Consider the following 18,949-nt stretch of genomic DNA (forward strand, 5'->3'; position numbering starts at 1 on the left):
CGATCCGGCTGACCAGCAGACCAGCAGACCTGAGCGGCCCAGGTGTCCGTACCTCATGGTGTCCACCAGCCGAGCGTAGGGCGAGGCCGGGCGATGAAGCCGGTGGGGATGGCCGGGGGCGAAAAGCTGATCGGCGGCCTACCCGCCCACAGCTTCCGACCCGCAACGTCGGGCAGCGGTCAGGCGGACGGCCGCTGGTCGACGATGCGGCGCATCTTGCCCATCGACCGTTCCACGGTGTCGGGGGCGAGGACGTCGACCGCGACGCTGACGCCGATGGTGTTCTTGACCAGTTGCACCAGCGTGTCGCCGGCCCGCTCGGCGGCGTCCACGTCGACGTCGGCCCGCCGCTCCACCCGCACCGTGAGGGTGTCCAGCCGGCCGTGCCGATCGAGGACGCACTGGAAGTGCGGCGAGAGCTGCGGGGTGCGCAGGATCAGCTCCTCGATCTGGGTGGGGAAGATGTTCACCCCACGCAGGATCATCATGTCGTCGGTGCGGCCGGTGATCTTCTCGATCCGGCGCATCGGGCGGGCGGTGCCGGGTAGCAGCCGGGTCAGGTCGCGGGTGCGGTAGCGCACCACCGGCATCGCCTCCTTGGTCAGGGAGGTCAACACCAGCTCACCCCGCTCGCCGTCGGGCAGCACCGCCCCGGTGACCGGGTCGATGATCTCCGGGTAGAAGTGGTCCTCCCAGAGGTGCAGGCCGTCCTTGGTCTCGACGCACTCGGTCGCCACGCCGGGGCCCATCACCTCGGAAAGCCCGTAGATGTCGACGGCGTGGATGTCCAACTGCTGCTCGATCTCGCGGCGCATGTCCTCGGTCCACGGTTCGGCGCCGAAGATGCCCACCCGCAGTGAGGTGGCCCGTGGGTCGATGCCCTGGCGGCGCATCTCGTCGACGATGGCCAGCAGGTAGCTGGGTGTGACCATGATGACCTCGGGCTCGAAGTCGCGGATCAGCATGACCTGACGCTCGGTCATGCCCCCGGAGACCGGGATGACGGTGCAGCCCAGTTCCTCGGCCCCGTAGTGCGCGCCCAGGCCGCCGGTGAAGAGCCCGTAGCCGTACGCGACGTGCACCCGGTCGCCGGGGCGGCCGCCGGAGGCGCGGATCGAGCGGGCCATCAGTCGCGCCCAGGTGCGCAGGTCGTCGCGGGTGTAGCCGACGACTGTCGGCCGGCCGGTGGTGCCGGAGGAGGCGTGCAGGCGGGCCACCCGCTCCCGGGGTACGGCGAACATGCCGAACGGGTAGTTCTCCCGCAGCTCCGCCTTGCCCGTGAACGGGAAGCGCGCCAGGTCGTCGAGATCCCGGCAGTCGTCGGGGTGCACCCCGGCCGCGTCGAACGCCCGCCGGTAGTGCGGCACGTTGTCGTACGCGTGCCGCAACGACCAGCGCAGTCGGTCGCGTTGCAGGGCCCGCAGCTCGTCGATGCCGGCGCGCTCGATCGGCTCCAGCTCCTCGGGACGAGGGGTGCGGTCCTGCATCGGCTGCCTCCTTGGCGCGGCGGTCCCGGTGGGGCTGCGCGTACCGTACGCCCGCTGCCGCGCGGGCCGGCGGGCGGTCAGCGGGTGGCTGGCAGCCGGTGCAGGGCGTCGACGAGTGGCGCCAACTCGGGGGTGGCCTCCGCCTGGGCGAGCGCGTCGGTGAGCACCCGGTCGTGGGTGGGTCGCGTCTGGGCGAGCAGCTCGGAGCCGGCCGGGGTCAGCTCGGTGTAGATGCCGCGCCGGTCGTCGGCGCAGAGGATGCGGGTGAGCAGCCCTCGTTGTTCGAGGCGGGTGACCAGCCGGGTGGTGGCGCTCCCGGACAGCGCGGCGGCGCGGGCGAGCTGGCTCATCCGCATGTGCCAGCCGTCCTGGCGGGAGAGCGCGTCGAGCACCGTGTATTCGACGACGGAGAGTTCGTGGTAGGCCTGCAGCGCCCGCTCCAGGGATGTCTCGATCAGCGCGTGCAGGGCGGCGAGGGTGCGCCAGCCCTGGGCGCGGATCTCGACCGCGTCGTCGGCGATGCCCATACCGGCCTCCTCGGTGTGCTCTGAACGAACCCCAGGCTAGCACGCTTGCGCCGATATAAAGCGCGTGCAAGTATTTCGTTGTTGGCGCGTGTAGTTGCACGCGCCGCCTATCTGCCTCCACTCGATGGGAAGACCATGTCCGTACCCCAGAAGTCCCTGCCGCCCGGCCTGATCGCGCTGGCCATCGGTGCCTTCGGCATCGGTCTCACCGAGTTCGTGATCATGGGGCTGTTGCCCGAGGTGGCCGCCGACTTCGCGGTCACCGAGCCGGTGGCCGGCTGGTTGATCTCCGGCTACGCGCTCAGCGTGGCCGTCGGCGGGGTCGCCCTCACCGCGGCGGTCACCCGCCTGCCGCGCAAACCCGTGCTGCTCGGCCTGATGGTGCTCTTCATCATCGGCAACCTGCTGTCCGCCGTCGCCGGCGACTACGCCGTGATGATGGCCGGCCGGATCGTCGCCGCGCTCTGCCACGGCGCGTTCTTCGGCATCGGCGCCGTGGTCGCCGCGGGCCTGGTCGCACCGGCCCGACGGGCGGGTGCCATCGCCATGATGTTCGCCGGTCTGACCATCGCCAACGTGCTCGGCGTGCCGTTCGGCACCTTCCTCGGGCAGCACTTCGGCTGGCGGTCGACGTTCTGGGCGATCACCGCCATCGGGGTGGTCGCCCTGATCGGGCTGGCCCTGCTGATCCCGGTGGGCGACACCACCAACGCCGACCGCCCGGCCGGTGGGCTGCGCGGCGAGCTGCGCGCCTTCACCCACCCGCAGGTCTGGCTCTCCCTGGTGATCACCGTCCTGGGCTTCGGCGGGATGTTCGGCGCGTTCACCTACATCGCCTACACGCTGACCGAGGTCAGCGGCTTCGCCTCCAGCACCGTGCCGTGGCTGCTCGTCCTCTTCGGCGTGGGGCTCTTCGCGGGCAACCTGCTCGGCGGCCGGGCGGCGGACAGGTCACTGTCGCGCACGCTGGTCACCGTCCTGGCGGTGCTCACCGTGGTGCTCGTCGGCTTCGCGCTGACCGCCACGAATCCGGTGCTGACCATCGTCGCGCTGGTGCTGATGGGCGGGTTCGGCTTCGCCACGGTGCCGCCGCTGCAAATGCGGATCATGCGGTACGCCCACCAGGCGCCGACCCTGGCGTCCGGGGCGAACATCGCCGCGTTCAACCTCGGCAACGCGTTGGGCGCGTGGATCGGCGGGGTGACCATCGCCGCCGGACTCGGCTACACCTCGCCGATCTGGGCCGGCGCCGCACTCACCCTCATCGGCCTGGGCGTACTCCTCGGCGCACTGCGGCTGGCCCGCCGCGACGAGCCGGTGGGAGCCGAGGCGGAGCTGGCGGGGACCGCCGCCTGACCCGCCTCGACGACAACGCCGGGCCGGGCGGATGCCCGGCCCGGCGTCGCTTCGATCATCGCCCTGCCATCTTCTCGCAATTGCAAAAGATGTGCAACAAGGTCTGGACAATGCGTCGGCGGCGTAACTAGCCTGATCGCCATGAGTCCTTACATCGCGGATCCCTGGGCCTGGCAGGAAAGCTGGGACCGCCAGCAGGAAGCGTTCATGCCGGACCGTGAGCACCGGTTCACCGCCATGCTCGACACCGTCGACGCGGTCCTCGACGGCCGACCGCCACGCGTGCTCGACCTGGCCGGCGGCACCGGCACCATCTCGCTGCGGACCCTCGCTCGCTTCCCCGCCGCCGAGACCACACTGGTCGACCTCGACCCGGCGCTGCTCGCCATCGCCGACGCCTCGCTGGCTGACCGGGCCACCATCGTCACGGCCGACCTCGGCACCCCCGAGTGGCGCTCCACGCTGCCGCACCAGGAGTACGACGCCGTGCTCACCGCCACCGCCCTGCACTGGCTGCCGGCAGACCGGCTCGGGCAGCTCTACGCCGAGCTGCGCGACGTGCTGCGGCCGGGCGGCGTCTTCGTCAACGCGGATCACATGCCCGACGACTCAGTGCCGGAGCTGACCAAGCGGCTGATGAACCGGGCTCGGGACCGGCGCAACGCCCGGTACGCCGCCGGGTCGGTGCTGTCCTGGTCGGACTGGTGGCAGCGGGCCGGCGCAGACCCGTCGCTCGCCCCGCTGGTCGCCCAGCGACACGCCATCTACCCGACCGGGCACAGCCCAGAATGGAACCCACCGGTCTCGTGGCACCTGGCCGCGCTCACCGCGGCCGGATTCAGCGAGGTGGGCACGGTCTGGCGAGGCGGTTCGGACGCCGCCGTCGCGGCGGTGCGCTGACCCGGCCGTCGCCGGCCGTGCGCTGACCCGGCCGCCGCCGGCCGTGCGCTGACGCCCTGTGGCGGCGGTACGCGGACGCCGCCGTCGCCGGCACTACGCTCAGGAGCCGTGCCAGAGCCGTTCGAGCCGCGTACCGACCCCGACGTCGACCTGCGCGTCCCCGCCGACCGCCGCGAGTTGACCGCGCGCCCCGCGACGATCCTCGCCGCCATCGCGGCCGGCGGGGCGCTCGGCGCGCTGGCCCGGGCCGGCCTGCAACACGCCGTTCCGCACCCACCGACCGGCTTCCCGTGGGCCACGTTCACCATCAACACGGCCGGGTGTCTGCTGATCGGCGTCCTGATGGCGGTGCTCGGGCACCTCGACGGTGGACCCCCGCTGGCTCGCCCGTTCCTCGGAGTCGGGGTGCTCGGCGGGTTCACCACCTTCTCCACCTACGCGGTCGACGTGCAGCAGGCGATCGTCGTCGGCGCACCGGGCACCGCGCTGGCGTATCTCGCCGCGACGGTGCTCGGTGCGCTCGTCGCGGTCGCCCTGGGCGACGCCGTCACCGCCGGGCTGCTGCGTCGGGTCACCCGATGACCGTCCTGCTCATCGCACTGGGCGCGGCGGTCGGCGCGCCGCTGCGTTACCTCACCGACCGGGCCGTGCAGTCCCGGCACGGCTCGGTGTTCCCCTGGGGCACGCTGCTCGTCAACGTGGCCGGGTCGCTGCTACTGGGCGTCCTGGTCGGATGGCCGGCCGGCCCGGCGGTGAGCGCGTTGCTCGGCACCGGGTTCTGCGGCGCGCTGACCACCTACTCCACCTTCAGCTACGAGACGCTGCGGCTGACCAGAGACGGTCATCGGCTCCTCGCGCTGGCCAACGTGCTTGGCAGCGTGGCCGCCGGGCTCACCGCGGCCACCACCGGCTACGCCCTGGCCCGCACCCTGACCGGCTGACCGCACACCGGCCGCGCCGCGCCCGATTCGATCTCCACCAACGCCTGGCCCAGGCGCGATCCACAACACACCGAGGGTATATACGCGGGGTATACCCTCGGTGTAGTCTGCTGGCATGAGCGTGCCACTGACCCTTCTCGGCCTCCTCGAACGCGAGCCCAGCCACGGTTACGACCTGAAGCGCGACTACGACGCCTTCTTCGGCCGGGGCAAGCCACTGCCGTTCGGCCAGGTCTACTCCACCCTCAGCCGACTGGCCCGCGACGGCAAGGTGGTGATCAGCGACGTCGCTCCCGGCTCCGGCCCCGACCGCAAGCGCTACATCATCACCGACGTCGGCGCGACCGAGGTCGAGCAGTGGCTGACCCAACCGGTCGACCCGGAACCGCACCTGCAGACGGTGCTCTTCGCCAAGGTCGTGCTCGCGCTGATGCTGGACCGGCCGGCCGCCGAATACCTCGACACCCAGCGCAGCGCGCACCTGCACCGGATGCGTGAGCTGACCGAGATCAAGCGCGCCGGCAGCCTGGTCGACGCGCTGCTCGCCGACCACGGCCTCTACCACCTGGAGGCGGACCTCCGATGGATCGAGATGACCGGCGCCCGCCTGGACGCCCTCCGGAAAGAGGTACGGCCGTGAGTGTCGTGATCGAAGCGCGCGACGTCGAGTTCTCCTTCGGTCAGACGCCGGCCCTACGTGGTGCCAGCGTCGCCGTGGAGGCGGGCGAGATCCTCGCCGTCATGGGCCCCAGCGGCTCGGGCAAGTCCACCCTGTTGCACTGCCTGGCCGGCATCCTGGTGCCCGACTCCGGCGAGATCCTCTTCGACGGCGCCCGGGTGCACGCCATGGCCGAGACCGAACGCAGCAGCCTGCGCCGGGACCGGTTCGGTTTCGTGTTCCAGTTCGGTCAACTCGTCCCCGAGCTGACCGCTGTGGAGAACGTCGCGCTGCCACTGCTGCTCAGCGGCGTACACCGTAAGCAGGCGCTGCCCAAGGCGACTGCCTGGTTCGCGCGCCTCGGTCTGGACGGCCTGGAGCACCGGCGCTCGGGCGAGCTCTCCGGCGGGCAGGCGCAACGCGTCGCCCTGGCCCGGGGCCTGGTCGCCGAGCCGCAGGTGCTCTTCGCCGACGAGCCGACCGGCGCGCTCGACTCGCTCACCGGCGAGCAGGTGATGGACCTGCTGGTCAGCGCGGCCCGTGAGCAGGGCACCACCGTCATCCTGGTCACCCACGAGGCCAGGATCGCCGCGTACGCCGACCGCGAGGTCATGGTCCGCGACGGACGCGTCAACGCGCCGGCCCGGATCGCCTCGTGATCCGCTTCGGGCTCCGCCTCGCCGTGGCCGGCGGACGTGAAGCGCTCACCCGCCTGGTCGTCATCGCCGCCGCCGTCGCGATCGGCAGCGGGCTGCTGCTGACCACCCTCGCCGGGGTCAACGCGGTCAACTCCCAGCTCACCCGGTACGCGTCGATGTATCCCAGCGCCTCGGCCGGCGACGCCGACCCGCTGTGGTGGTCGAACCGGCAGGACTACTTCCACGGCAAGCAGATCATCCGCATCGACGTCGCCGCGACCGGCTCGACCGCGCCCACCCCGGTCGGTATCCCGACCACCCCGGGCCCCGGCGAGTACTACGCCTCGCCAGCGTTCCGCGAACTGCTGGCCGCCCACCCGGCCGACCAGTTGGGCGACCGCTACCCGGGGCGTGACCTCGGCACCGTCGGACCGGCCGCGCTGACCTCGCCGGACACCCTGCTCGTCATCGCCGGCGGCACCCCCGACCAGGTCGCCCAACTGCCCAACGCGCAGAAGGTCACCAGCATCGGCGAGACCCCCGCCCTTCCCGAAACCACCGTGAACCTCATCCTCGGTGTGGTCGCCGGCGGGTTGCTGTTCCCGGTGCTGATCTTCATCGGCACCGCCACCCGGCTCAGCGCCGCCCGCCGGGAGCAGCGGTTCGCCGCGATGCGCCTGGTCGGCGCGACACCCCGGCAGATCTCGCTGGTCGCCGCCGTGGAGGCGGGCCTCGCCGCCGTCGTCGGCACCGCCGTCGGCTTCGGCCTGTTCTACGCCTTCCGCGACCCGCTCGCGAGCATCCCGTTCACCGGTATGCCGTTCTTCCCCGGCGACATGTCCCTCACGGGGGGGGACATTTTGCTGGTGGCGCTCGGCGTCCCGGCCGGCGCGGCGCTGGCGGCCCAGATCTCGCTGCGCCGGGTACGGATCTCGCCGCTGGGCGTCACCCGACGGGTCACCCCCCGTCCACCGCGCGCGTACCGGCTGATCCCGATGGTGCTCGGCGTCGCCGTGCTGGTTTTTGCCATCGGCTTCCGGCCCGAGACGTCCGACGGCCAGGCGGCGGTGTTCCTGCCCGGCCTGTTGCTCATCATGGCCGGCCTGGTGTTCGCCGGTCCCTGGTTGACGATGGTCGGCGCCCGGGTCATGGCCCGGTACGCCAACCGCCCGGCCTCGCTCATCGCCGCGCGACGCCTCGCCGACAACCCGAAGGCCGGCTTCCGGGCGATCAGCGGCATCATGCTCGCGCTCTTCGTCACGAGCGTGTCCGTCGGCGTGATCACCACGATCGTCGCCAACCGCGGCCCGGCGCCCACCGGCTCGACCGACGCGGGCACGGTGACCACCGTCTTCGACGAGGGGACAGCGTCGGTGCCCGACACGCTCTTCGCCGAGCTGCGGGCGATCACCGGGGTGCGCTCCGCGACCGCCATCCGCGAGAACCCGGTGGTGACCGACTCAGGCGAGGTCGGGGTGATCGCGTGCACCGACCTCCCGAGCGAATACGGTCGGTGCGCCGACGGCGCGGGCGTCATCGAGGTGCCGTTGGGCCTCAGCCGCTGGCGGGAGTCGGCGTCGTCCGCGACGGTCTGGCCGGCCGCGTCGCTCACCCTCGACGAACTCCAACGGCTACCGGTCGGGGCGATGGTCGTCGGCACGGACGGTTCCGCCGCCGCCGTCGAGCGCACCCGTACCGTGCTGGAGGTCGCCTTCCCGACCTTCTGGGTGGGGCCGAACGTGCCCGGTGACTTCGAGTCGGACTTCGCGAACACGCTGCGCGGCTGGGAGCAACTGGCCAACGTCATCATCATCGCCAGCCTCGCGCTCGGCGGGTGCAGCCTGGCGGTCAGCGTCATCGGTGGTCTCACCGAGCGCAGACGCCCGTTCAGCCTGCTGCGCCTCAGCGGGGCTCCGGTGCGGATACTGCGTCGGGTGGTGGCGTTGGAGAGCGCCGTGCCGATGCTCGCCGTCGCCGCCGTCGCCATCGGCATGGGCCTCCTCGCCGCCCACCTGTTCCTCCGGGCGCAGATGGGCTACACCCTCGTCGCGCCTCGGCCGGGGTTCTACGTGATCGTCGTCGTCGGGTTGGCGGCCTGTCTCGGCGTCATCGCGTCCACCCTGCCGCTGCTGGAACGGATCACCGGCCCGGAGACCGCCCGCAGCGAGTAGTGGTCACCCCGTCGGCCCGGTGGTGGTGAGAGCTACCACCGGGCCGAGGACGAAGACGGCGGGTGGGCCGACGCCCTCCCGGGCGGCGACAGCGCCGATCTCGTCCAACCGGGCGGGCACCGATCGTTGGTCGGGCAGCCCGGCGTCCTGCACGGCCAGCACCGGGCTCTCCGGGGCACGACCGTGCTCGATCAGCACGGTCGCGATCTTGGCGATGGTGTCGACGGCCATCAGCAGCACGACGGTGCCCCGGGCCCGGGCCAGCGCCGCCCAGTCGACGAGCGAGTCGGGGTGCCCGGGTGGCAGGTGCCCGGACACGACCGTGACGTCGTGCGCCACGCCCCGGTGCGTCACCGGCACGCCGGCGAGGGCCGGTGCGGCGAGCGCGCTGCTCACCCCGGGCACCACAGTCACCGGCACGCCGGCGGCCACGCAGGCCTGCACCTCCTCGTGGCCGCGCCCGAAGACGTACGGGTCACCGCCCTTGAGCCGGACCACCCGGCGGCCGGCGCGGGCGTGCGACACCAGTGCTTCGTTGATCGCCTCCTGGGCCATCGACGGGCCACGGGGCACCTTCGCGGCGTCGACGACCAGCACGTCGGGGCGCAGCCCGGCGAGCAGCCCTTGCGGCGCGAGCCGGTCGACCACGACGACGTCAGCGGCGTCGAGCAGCGCCTTCGCCCGTACCGTGATCAGGTCGTCGGGCCCCGGCCCGCCGCCGACCACGGCGACCGAGCCGTGGTCGTGGTGTGCGTGGTCGTGGTGGTCGTGCCCGTGATGGTGATGGTGGTGGCCGACCGGGTCGTCGGGGTGGTCGTGCGGGCGTTGCGGGCGGCCCACCTTGTCGGCGAAGCCGGGCATCAACACCCGGTACGCGCAGGTGTCGCAGTTCATCCTGATGTCCCCGCCCAGCGCCTCGGCGTACCGCTCCAGGACGAGGTCGGCGAGGGCGTCACAGTCGCCGATCACCTCGGCGACGCGGACGTCCAGGTCGGGGTGGGCGGCGGCGAACTCCGCCGACTGGGCGAGGATCCGGTCCGGCAGCACCCCGGCGAACAGGAAGTACGGCGCCACCACGATCCGCCGCGCGCCGAGGCGGCGCAGGCGCTCCAGCACGGCCGGCACCGACGGCTGCGCCAGGGAGATGAACCCCGGCTCCACGCCCGCGTAGCCGCGTCCCTCCCAGAGCAGCCGGGCGACCTTGGCGACCTCGGCGTTGGCGTCCGGGTCGGTGGACCCCCGCCCGATCAACGCCACCCACGTGTCGGCCCGGTCGGCACCAGCCGGCCCCGTGCCGGCCAGGTCGGCACCGGACAGCACCGTATCGGGCCGGTCGGCGCCGGACAGGGCGGCGTCGATGCGCTGTTCGAGGGCTTCGTGCAGCAGCGGGTGAGGGCCGAGCGGGCGGCCGTAGCGGTAGCTCAGCCCGGGGTGGCGCTGCTGCTCCCGAGCCATCGCGGCGGGGATGTCGCCCTTGCCGTGACCGGCGCCGGTGAGCACCAGCGGCAGCGCCACCAGCGCCCGGTGCTCCCGGGCGACGAGAGCGCCGACCGCGTCGGTCAGCGGGGGACGGGACAGCTCGATGAAGCCGCCCTCGACGTCGCCGATGTCACCGCGAGCGCGGACCCGCTCGACGAGAGCGGCGAACTGTTCGACCCCGGCCGCGCTGCGCGTACCGTGCCCGACGATGACCAACCCGGTCATGACTTCTCCTCGACGTAGAGCAGGGCGTTGAGGGCGGCGGCGGCGACCGCCGAGCCACCCTTCTCCCCCACGTTGGACACGGCGGGCAGGCCGCTGGCCCGCAGCGCCGCCTTCGATTCGGCGGCACCCACGAAGCCGACCGGCAGGCCCACCACAAGCGCCGGTGCGGCGTCCACTGTGAGCAGTTCGACAAGCGCCGTGGGCGCGCAGCCGACCACCCAGACCGCCCCGGGCCCGACCCGCTCCAGGGCGATCCGAACGGCCGCCGCCGAGCGGGTGATCCCGGCCGAGCGGCCCAGCGCGGTGGCGGCCGGCTCGGCGACCGGGCAGACCAGTTCCAGGCCGGCCTGAGTGATGCCGGCGGCGACCATCGCCACGTCGGTGACCACGGGCGCCCCGGCGCGCAGCGCCGTCAGCCCCGCTTCCAGGGCGGCCTCGTCGCAGACCAGTTCGTCGACGTAGGCGAGGTCGGCGCTCGCGTGCACCACCCGCTCGGTCACCGCGCGGGTCAGCGGCGGCAGGTGCGACAGGTCGACGCGCTCGCGCAGGATGCGGTACGACTCGGCCTCGATGGGGTGCACGACCCGGCTCATCGGGCTCCTTCACAGGGGTCGGGCTCGACGACGCGGATCGCGTCAGGGTCAGCGACGACGCGGATCGCGTCGACGGGGCAGATCTCCAGGCACTCCAGGCAGCCGGTACACCGGTCGTCGCGGACCGTGAGGCCACCGGCGACCGGTCGGATCGCGTGGGTGGGGCAGGTGAGCAGGCACGCGCCGCAGCCCTGGCAGGCGTCGATCGTCACGAACGCCACCGGTACCCCCGGGGTGTGACCATCCGGCCGGCGACCAGCCGCGTGTCGCTGCTGCCCACGACCACGACGCTGTACATGTCGACGATCGCCGGGTCGAGTGTGGCCACTGTGGCGAGGTGCACCTGTTCGCCGGGGCGGCTGGCGTTGCGCACCACACCCACCGGGGTGTCCGGTGACCGGTGCGCGGCGAGGATGCCGAGCGCCTTGCCGAGCTGCCAGTCGCGGGCCCGGCTGCGCGGGTTGTAGAAGAGCGTCACGAAGTCGCCCTCGGCGGCGGCGGTGACCCGCCGCTCGATGACGTCCCACGGGGTGTGCAGATCGGACAGGCTCACGTAGGCGTGGTCGTGGCCCAGCGGCGCGCCGAGCAGCGCCCCGGCGGCGAGGGCGGCGGTGACCCCGGGGACGCCCACCACCTCGATCCGCTCGTCGGCGTACTCCAGGGCGGGGCTGGCCATCGCGTACACCCCGGCGTCGCCGGAGCCGATCAGCGCGACCGCCCGGCCGGCGGCGGCCTCGGTGACGGCGGCGCGCGCCCGCGCCTCCTCCGCGCCCAGCCCACTGGAGAGCACCCGGGTGCCGGGGCGGAGCACGTCGCGGACCTGCTCCAGGTACTGGTCGAGGCCGACCACCACGGCGGCGCGACGGAGCTCGGCGACCGCGCGGGGCGTGCGCAGGTCGGCGGCGCCCGGCCCGAGGCCGACCACGGCCAGCCGGCCGCGTGGCGCGTGCCGGGCCACCGCGACGGTGGCCATCGCCGTCGCGGTCTTCCCCACCAGCAGCGTCGCGTCGTCGGCCCGGCCGTCCGGGCCGAGCAGGGCCGCGGCCTCCGCCACGCTCGGCGTGCCGACCGCGGCCCGGACCACCTCGCTGGGGTGCGGCACGTCGACCGCCGCCAGCCGCGTCGCCGGCCAGGTCACCAGGGGTACGCCGAGCGCGTCGACGGTGCTGCGGATGCCCGCCTCGTCGGCCTTGATGTCGGCGGTGGCCAGGCAGCGCAGGCTCGTCGGGTCGAGGCCGGCCTCGGCCAGCACCCGGTGCAGCAGCTCCGCCACCTCGGCGGCGGGTACGCCCCGACTCGCGCCCACGCCGGCGACCAGCGACGGCGGCCGCAGCACGGCGGTTCGCTCGTCGAGCGACACGACCCGGTCGGTGACCAGCAGCCGGTACCCGTCGTCCGTCGGGTCCTCGTCAGCCGCGCGCACGTTCGGGGGCAGGGCGGGTAGCGGCCAGTCGGCGTCGGCGATCAGCCGGACCGGCTCGCCGTCCAGGATGGCCCGGGACACCGCGGCGACAGCGCCCTGCACGGGCCAGCCGAGGGTGTCCAGCCCCGGCAGGTCGACCGCGTCGGTGGCGGTGGTGATCACCGGTCGGGCGTCCAGCAGGGCGGCGACCTGCTCGGCGAGGGCGTTGGCCCCGCCGGCGTGCCCACCGAGCAGCGCCACCGCGTGCCGGGCGGCCTCGTCGACGACCACCATCGCCGGGTCGGTGCGCTTGTCGTCGAGCAGCGGCGCGACGATCCGTACCACCGCCCCGGTGGCCAGGAACGCGATGACCGCGTCACATCCGGCCCAGGCGGTCCGCAGCGCGTCGGCGACTGTCTCCCCCTCGACCAGCCGGGCGTGCGGCCAGGCGGCGGTCACTGTGTCGGCGTGCCGGCGGCCGGCTGCGGTGGCCGCCACCAGGCCGATCCGGGCGGGCGGGTTCTGTTCGGTCACTGGCGCTCCCCGGTGAGGACGACCACCGGGTTGGTGGCCGCGAGGCGGATCGACCCGCCGGGCAGGTCGGCGAGGCGGGCGGCGGAGAGCTGGCTGCCCTCGACCGTGTAGCCGGCGGCGCGCAGCAGACCCACGGACGGTGCGACCCGGTCCAGTGCGGCCAGGGTGAGCACCACCCGTTCGGGTTGGCGGGCCACCACGGCGGTGAGGACGTCGACACCGCCACCGCCGACGAAGACCGCGTCGGGCTCGGGGAGGCCGGCCAGCGCCGCCGGCGCACGTCCGCTGATCAGTCGGACGTGCACGGCGTGCGCCGCGGCGTTGGCCCGGATGGTGGCACCGGCGTCGGCGTCCTGTTCGACGGCGAGCACTGCCGCGCCGAGCAACGCGCACTCGATGCCGACCGAGCCGCTGCCCGCCCCGATGTCCCAGATCAGCCGGCCCAGTCGGGGGCGCAGCCGGGCGACGACGAGGGCGCGCACCTCCGACTTCGTGATCATGGAGTCGCGGTGGGCGTACCGGTCCTCGGGCAGCGCCCAACCACCGGCCGGCGCGGCGGCGGGCTGGTTGTCGGCGCGCATGCCGGCCGTACCCCAGTAGGGCGGGGCGTCCGCGGACCAGGCGGGCGCGGCGTGGGTTGACGTGGACCCGGCGGGCGCGGCGTCGGCGGGCGCGGACCTGGCCGGCGCGGCGTCGGCGAGGCTGAGCAGGACGTGCGGGTCGGCCCAGGTCTCGGCGGCTGCCTGCTCGGGGGTCACCGCGCGGATCCGTTCGGCGGCGGTGCCCAGGTGCTCGGCGACCAACAGGCGGCGGGACCAGCCGACCAGGCCGGCGCCCAGCTCGGCCGCGCCGGCGCCGGGCGCGGTGAGCACCGCGACCAGTGGCAGCGCCCGGCAGGCGTTCAACGCCGGGCGCGGATCGCGGCCGTGCGCGGTGACCACGGCGGCGCCGTCCCAGGGCAGCCCGGCGCGGGCGAACGCGGCGGCCACACTGGACACCGCCGGCACCACCCGCAGCGGCAGCCCGGCCGCGCGCAGCCGCCGGACGATGCCGAACAGGCCGGGATCGCCGCTGGCCAGCACCACGGCCGGCACCCCGGCGTCGACGGCCTCGGCGAGGCGGCGCAGGGCGGGGGCGAGCGGCCCGAGGGCGATGGTGTCCGCGCCGGCCGGTACGGGCACCGCGGCCAGGTGCCGGGCAGCCCCGACCACCAGGCCTGCGGTGGCCAGCACCGGTGCGAGCGCGGGGTGCGGGGGTGCGCCCGCCGCGTCCAGGCCGACCACTGACACGGCGGTCACCGGGGCCGGTGGGGTCGCCGAGGCCGTCCGCGTCATCGGGGCCACCGGCCGGACGAGGCGACGACGTGCGCGCCGGCGAAGTCGACCATCGCCACGTCCACTGTCACCGTGGGCCCGGCGAAGCGCCGCAACACCGCCTGAACCCGCTGGCAGAGCAGGTCGCCGGCCGGGGCGAGCAGCCCGGCGGCCTCCCACAGCTCGTACGCGTGTCGCCCGGTGTTCGCCTCGGTCACGGCGGCGACGAGCGACGAATCGCCGCCGGCCTCGGCGGTCACCGCGCCGAGCAGGGAGAGGTCCACCTTGGAGCGGGTGTAGTGGGTCATCAGGATGCCGGCCGCCAGTTTGGCGAGCTTGCCGGCCATGCCGACGAAGACCACACCGGTCATGGCGTCACCCACCGCGGCGGTCACCGCGGCCCCGGTGAAGTCGCCGACCTCGACGAAGCAGACCTCGGGCAGGTCGGGCAGGAGCGTACGGGCGGCCCGCTCGGTACGCCCACCGGTGCAGAGCACCACTGTCGGCTCGCCCTGGGCGGCCATCACGTGCACGGCCTGCACGACGCTGGCCCGCCACGACGCGGTGGAGAAGGGGCGGACGATCCCGGTGGTGCCGAGGATCGAGATGCCACCGAGGATGCCGAGGCGACGGTTGGTGGTCTTGCGGGCCATGATCTCGCCCCGGGGCACGCTGATCACCACCCGGACTCCGACCTCGCTGAGGTCGACCACCTCGGCCACGGCGTCGCCGATCATCCGGCGGGGGGTGTCGTTGATCGCCGGGCCGCCGACCGCGAGCCCGAGGCCGGGTTTGGTGACCGTGCCGACACCGGCACCGCCGGCCAGCCGCAGGCCGGGCACGTCGGTCCAGTTCACCGTGGCGGTCAGCTCGGCGCCGTGGGTGACGTCCGGGTCGTCCCCGGCGTCCTTGACCACCACCGCCTCGGCCCGGACCGGTGGGGTGCCGGTCACCTCGCAGCGCTCGACCGGGAACCGCACCCGCTGACCGGCGGGCAGCCCGATCTCCACCTCCTGCTGGGTGCTGCCGGTGACCAGCGCGGTGACAGCGGCCTTCGCCGCCGCCGTCGCGCACGCGCCGGTGGTCCAGCCGGTGCGCAGCGCTGTTGGCCGGACCTTCGCGGTACGCGGCAGGTCCGGCTCGCGCAACGGCGGCTCGGCGTACGTCATGGGGTTTCTGTTTCTCCGGCGCGGGCGCGGCGCAGCTCGGCGCGGGCGGCCGGCTCGGCCCGGCGGAAGGTGTGGAAGTGCCCGGGGTGGTAGAGGTGTGAGCGGGTGCCCTCGGCGGCGAGGGCCGGGCCGACCAGGAAGAGGGTGTGCTTCCACAGCTTGTGCTGCTTGACCGTCGCCTCCAGGGTGCCGACGGTGCAGCGCACCACCAGTTCGTCGGGCCAGGTCGCCTGGTACGCCACCACGGCCGGGGTGTCGTCGGGGTAGCCGCCGGCCAGCAGCTCGGCCTGCACCTGCCCGGAGCGGGCAGCGGAGAGGAACAGCGCCATCGTGGTGCCGTGCCGGGCGAAGTCCCGGACCCGCTCGCCGGGCGGCATCGGGGTCTTGCCGCCTTCGAGGCGGGTGAGGATGACCGACTGGGCCACCTCGGGCACTGTCAGCTCCCGTCCGATGATCGCCGCGACGGCGGTGAACGACGACACCCCGGGCACGATCTCGACGGCCAGGTCGAGCGCCCGGCACAGGTCCAGTTGCTCCTGCACCGCGCCCCACAGCGCCGGGTCTCCGGAGTGGATCCGGGCCACTGTCAGCCCCTGCTCGGCGGCCCGCTGGTAGAGCGGCAGCACACCCTCGATGGGCAGCTGCGACGAGTCGACGATCTCCGCGTCGGGGCGGGCGTGGTCGAGCACGTCGGCGTGCACCAGGCTGGCCGCCCAGATCACGATGTCCGCCTCGGAGATCACCCGGGCGGCCCGCAGGGTCAGCAGGTCCGCCGCCCCCGGGCCGGCTCCGACGAACCACACGGTGCCGTCGCTGGTCACAGCTTTCCTCCTCGGTGCTCGCGGCGGGCCGGAACCAGCAGCGTCGACAGGTACGGCAGGTCGTGCCCGGTGTCGTCGACCGGGCCGACGCGTTCGCCGGGGAGCCCCAGGCCGCGTCCGAGCACGGCGTCGGCGAGGCGACCCTGCCGGCGCAGCTCGGCGAGCAGTTCCGGGTGCCGCCGCCAGCCCTTGTAGACCACCACGGTGCCCGGCCCGGCGAGGGCGTCGGCGAAGAGCGCAAGGCCCGCGGTGGCCGGCAGCAGGGTGAGCGGTTCGCGTCCCTCACACAGCGGGGTGCCGCTGCGCGCCGCCAACTCCTGCATGGCGGTGACGCCGGGCACTGTCGCCACCCGCACCGCCGGGCGCAGCGCGCGGACACTCTGGGCCAGGTAACCGAAGGTGGAGTAGACGTTGGGGTCGCCGATGGTGGCGAACGCCAGCGACCGCGCGCCCGCGTCGATCGCCTCGACCACCACCCGGGCGGCGTCGTCCCAGGCCGCCGCCCGACGCGGGGTGACCCCACCCCGGTCGTCGAGCGCGAACGGCAGCCGGCGCAGCCGGTCGGTCGCGACGTGCTCCCGCACCGTCGCCTCGGCCCGCCCGGCGTCCGCGCCCGGCGGCGTCGCGTCGGCGGTCGCGGTGGGCGTGACCCGGTCCGCCATCACGGGTACGAAGACCAGGTCGGCCTCGCGCAGCAGCCGCACCGCTTTGACGGTGAGCAGTTCCGGGTCGCCCGGGCCGACGCCGACCCCGGTGAGCGTGGCGCTCATCGGGCCGCCTCGACCAGTCGGCGGGCCGCGTCCGGGTGACCGGCCCAGTGGGTGTGCAGGTAGGAGGCGTGCACCCGGCCTGCCACGAAGCCGTGCGGGGTGTCGTTCCACTGCCACGCCGGCGCGTCGCCGTACCCCGGGTCGGTGGTGGTGCGGTGGAACTCGTGGCCGCGTACCGGCTCGCCGGCGCGTGCCACCGGGGAGTCGGTGACGGCGAGGGCCTCCCGGTAGCCGAGGGTGAGCCGGTCGGTCATCCGGGCGGTCAGGTCCAGCCGACCGCACATCGGTACGCCGTCCAGGGACCGCCCGAGGTAGAGCAGCCCGGCGCACTCGGCAACGATCGGCCCGTCGAAGTCGGCCAGCTCGGCGCGGAGCGCGGTGTTGTCGGCGAGCGCCTGCGCGTACGCCTCGGGGAAGCCCCCGCCGATCACCACAGCCCGGGTGCCGGTGGGCAGGGCCGGGTCGCGCAGCGGGTCGACGGTGACGACGTCCGCGCCGGCAGCGGTGAGCAGTTCGGCGGTCTCCGCGTACGAGAAGGTGAAGGCCGGGCCACCGGCGAGCGCGACCCGTGGCCGTTCGAGGCCGACCGGCCCGCCGACGGCGGCGACCGGGTCCCAGGCCGGGGTGGTCAGCGGCGGGGCGGTCCGGGCCAGGTCGAGCACGGCGTCGAGGTCAACAGTGGCCTCGACCAGCTCGGCGAGCGCGGTGACGATCGCGACGGATTCGGGTGCCCGCTCGGCGACCGGCACCAACCCGAGGTGCCGGGCCGGCGCGGCCACCTCGGCGGCGCGGGTCACCGCCCCGAGCACCGGTACGCCCACCTCGGCGAGGGCGTCGCGCAGCAGCGTCTCGTGCCGGGGTGAGCCGACCCGGTTGAGGATCACCCCGCCGATCCGTACCGCCGGGTCGAACGCGGCCATGCCGAGGGTGAGCGCGGCGGCCGACCGGCCCTGCGCTGTGGTGTCCAGCACCAGCAGCACGGGTGCCTCGATCAGCCGGGCGACGTGCGCGGTGGAGGCGAATTCGCGGCGGTCCACCGCGCCGTCGTGCAGGCCCATGACGCCCTCGACGACGGCGATGTCGGCGGGCGTGGGGACGCTCGCGCCGTGTCGCAGCAGGGCGGCGATCCGGTCGGCTCCGACGAGGAACGGGTCGAGGTTGCGCCCTGCCCGTCCGGCGGCGAGGGCGTGGTAGCCGGGGTCGATGTAGTCGGGGCCGACCTTGTGCGGGCTGACCGTCAGGCCCCGCCGGCGCAGCGCGGCGAGCAGCCCGGTGGCCACAGTGGTCTTGCCGTGGCCGCTGGCCGGGGCGGCGACCACCACCCGGGGCAGCGACCAGTGCGCGCTCACCACTCGATGCCCTTCTGGCCCTTCTGGCCGGCGTCCATCGGGTGCTTCACCTTGGTCAGCTCGGCGACCAGGTCGGCGGCGGCGACCAGGCGCGGGTCGGCGTCCCGGCCGGTGATCACGACGTGTTGGAAGCCGGGGCGGTCGGCCAGGGTGGCGACAACCTCGTCGACGTCCACCCAGCCCCACTTCATCGGGTAGGTGAACTCGTCCAACACGTACAGCCCGTAGCGCTCGGCAGCCAGGTCACGCTGGATCTGCCGCCAGCCCTCCAGGGCGTCGGCGGCGTGGTCGGCGTCGCCGCCGCGCTGAATCCAGGACCAGCCCTCGCCCATCTTGTGCCAGGCCACCGGCGCGCCCTGGCCGGTGCGCTCGTGCACCTCGCCGAGCGCCCGGAAGGCGTTCTCCTCCCCCACCCGCCACTTGGCGCTCTTGACGAACTGGAACACCCCGACCGGAAGACCGGCCGTCCAGGCCCGCAACGCCAGGCCGAAGGCCGCCGTCGACTTCCCCTTCATCTGCCCGGTGTGGACGATCAGCAGTGGCCGGTGCCGCCGCTGCCGGGTCGTCAACCCGTCCTGCGGCACCGAACTCGGCTGTCCCTGCGGCATCAGCCCGT

General features: G+C 74.0%; 19 protein-coding genes. 7 read left to right on the top strand and 12 right to left on the bottom strand.

The genetic code is table 11. From position 1 onward, the window contains the following. Positions 1-179: 179 nt before the first annotated feature. Positions 180-1,487 (bottom strand): phenylacetate--CoA ligase PaaK, encoded by a 1,308-nt coding sequence (paaK, locus tag AB0B68_RS09285; protein WP_357258854.1) that lies wholly within the window; start codon positions 1,485-1,487, stop codon positions 180-182. Positions 1,488-1,564: 77 nt separating this feature from the next. Then, positions 1,565-2,014, bottom strand: coding sequence for a MarR family transcriptional regulator (locus tag AB0B68_RS09290; RefSeq protein ID WP_357207834.1), 450 nt, complete (start codon positions 2,012-2,014; stop codon positions 1,565-1,567). Between the two features lie 135 nt (positions 2,015-2,149). Between AB0B68_RS09290 and AB0B68_RS09295 the strand changes: the two genes are divergently transcribed. The 7 genes from AB0B68_RS09295 (at position 2,150) to AB0B68_RS09325 (ending at position 8,678) form a co-directional block, all read left to right on the top strand. Beyond that, positions 2,150-3,370, top strand: coding sequence for an MFS transporter (locus tag AB0B68_RS09295; protein WP_357258857.1), 1,221 nt, complete (start codon positions 2,150-2,152; stop codon positions 3,368-3,370). Positions 3,371-3,511: 141 nt separating this feature from the next. Beyond that, entirely contained in the window at positions 3,512-4,270 is a 759-nt protein-coding gene (locus AB0B68_RS09300) for a class I SAM-dependent methyltransferase (RefSeq protein WP_357208585.1), read from the top strand. Between the two features lie 108 nt (positions 4,271-4,378). Then, complete coding sequence (locus tag AB0B68_RS09305) at positions 4,379-4,852, top strand: CrcB family protein (RefSeq protein WP_357258860.1); 474 nt, start codon at positions 4,379-4,381, stop codon at positions 4,850-4,852. Next, positions 4,849-5,211 carry a fluoride efflux transporter CrcB gene (gene crcB, locus AB0B68_RS09310; RefSeq protein ID WP_357203846.1) on the top strand — a complete coding sequence of 121 codons (363 nt, stop codon included), beginning with the start codon at positions 4,849-4,851 and terminating at the stop codon, positions 5,209-5,211. Before AB0B68_RS09305 ends, crcB begins: the two co-directional genes overlap by 4 nt. 115 nt (positions 5,212-5,326) lie before the next feature. Next, positions 5,327-5,851 (top strand): PadR family transcriptional regulator, encoded by a 525-nt coding sequence (locus tag AB0B68_RS09315; protein WP_091398392.1) that lies wholly within the window; start codon positions 5,327-5,329, stop codon positions 5,849-5,851. After that, the gene (locus tag AB0B68_RS09320; RefSeq protein ID WP_357203848.1) at positions 5,848-6,528 is read left to right on the top strand and encodes an ABC transporter ATP-binding protein; all 681 of its coding nucleotides are present in this window, start codon (positions 5,848-5,850) and stop codon (positions 6,526-6,528) included. The genes AB0B68_RS09315 and AB0B68_RS09320 overlap by 4 nt, the downstream gene beginning before the upstream one ends. After that, a complete protein-coding gene (locus AB0B68_RS09325) occupies positions 6,525-8,678 on the top strand; it encodes an FtsX-like permease family protein (RefSeq protein ID WP_357203850.1) in 2,154 nt (717 codons plus the stop codon). Before AB0B68_RS09320 ends, AB0B68_RS09325 begins: the two co-directional genes overlap by 4 nt. A gap of 3 nt (positions 8,679-8,681) precedes the next feature. Here the strand turns inward: AB0B68_RS09325 and cobA are convergent, their stop codons facing one another. The 10 genes from cobA to cobO are packed head-to-tail and all read right to left on the bottom strand — an operon-like array spanning position 8,682 to position 18,941. Next, entirely contained in the window at positions 8,682-10,382 is a 1,701-nt protein-coding gene (gene cobA, locus AB0B68_RS09330) for a uroporphyrinogen-III C-methyltransferase (RefSeq protein ID WP_357203852.1), read from the bottom strand. Further along, entirely contained in the window at positions 10,379-10,975 is a 597-nt protein-coding gene (locus AB0B68_RS09335; RefSeq protein WP_357258863.1) for a precorrin-8X methylmutase, read from the bottom strand. Before AB0B68_RS09335 ends, cobA begins: the two co-directional genes overlap by 4 nt. Then, positions 10,972-11,187, bottom strand: coding sequence for a 4Fe-4S binding protein (locus AB0B68_RS09340; RefSeq protein ID WP_357258866.1), 216 nt, complete (start codon positions 11,185-11,187; stop codon positions 10,972-10,974). Before AB0B68_RS09340 ends, AB0B68_RS09335 begins: the two co-directional genes overlap by 4 nt. Then, the gene (gene cobJ, locus AB0B68_RS09345) at positions 11,184-12,911 is read right to left on the bottom strand and encodes a precorrin-3B C(17)-methyltransferase (protein WP_357258869.1); all 1,728 of its coding nucleotides are present in this window, start codon (positions 12,909-12,911) and stop codon (positions 11,184-11,186) included. Before cobJ ends, AB0B68_RS09340 begins: the two co-directional genes overlap by 4 nt. Then, positions 12,908-14,245 carry a precorrin-6y C5,15-methyltransferase (decarboxylating) subunit CbiE gene (cbiE, locus tag AB0B68_RS09350; protein WP_357258872.1) on the bottom strand — a complete coding sequence of 446 codons (1,338 nt, stop codon included), beginning with the start codon at positions 14,243-14,245 and terminating at the stop codon, positions 12,908-12,910. The genes cobJ and cbiE overlap by 4 nt, the downstream gene beginning before the upstream one ends. Further along, positions 14,242-15,393 carry a cobalt-precorrin-5B (C(1))-methyltransferase gene (locus AB0B68_RS09355; RefSeq protein WP_357258875.1) on the bottom strand — a complete coding sequence of 384 codons (1,152 nt, stop codon included), beginning with the start codon at positions 15,391-15,393 and terminating at the stop codon, positions 14,242-14,244. The genes cbiE and AB0B68_RS09355 overlap by 4 nt, the downstream gene beginning before the upstream one ends. Further along, the gene (gene cobM, locus AB0B68_RS09360; protein ID WP_357258878.1) at positions 15,390-16,214 is read right to left on the bottom strand and encodes a precorrin-4 C(11)-methyltransferase; all 825 of its coding nucleotides are present in this window, start codon (positions 16,212-16,214) and stop codon (positions 15,390-15,392) included. The genes AB0B68_RS09355 and cobM overlap by 4 nt, the downstream gene beginning before the upstream one ends. Then, complete coding sequence (cobI, locus tag AB0B68_RS09365) at positions 16,211-16,984, bottom strand: precorrin-2 C(20)-methyltransferase (protein WP_357258881.1); 774 nt, start codon at positions 16,982-16,984, stop codon at positions 16,211-16,213. Before cobI ends, cobM begins: the two co-directional genes overlap by 4 nt. Further along, entirely contained in the window at positions 16,981-18,336 is a 1,356-nt protein-coding gene (locus AB0B68_RS09370; RefSeq protein WP_357258884.1) for a cobyrinate a,c-diamide synthase, read from the bottom strand. The genes cobI and AB0B68_RS09370 overlap by 4 nt, the downstream gene beginning before the upstream one ends. Beyond that, positions 18,330-18,941, bottom strand: a complete 612-nt coding sequence (cobO, locus tag AB0B68_RS09375) for a cob(I)yrinic acid a,c-diamide adenosyltransferase (protein WP_355007415.1) — start codon at positions 18,939-18,941, stop codon at positions 18,330-18,332. Before cobO ends, AB0B68_RS09370 begins: the two co-directional genes overlap by 7 nt. Positions 18,942-18,949: the final 8 nt, after the last annotated feature.

Origin of the sequence: Micromonospora sp. NPDC049049 (assembly GCF_040649115.1) — a bacterium.
GTDB lineage: Bacteria > Actinomycetota > Actinomycetes > Mycobacteriales > Micromonosporaceae > Micromonospora.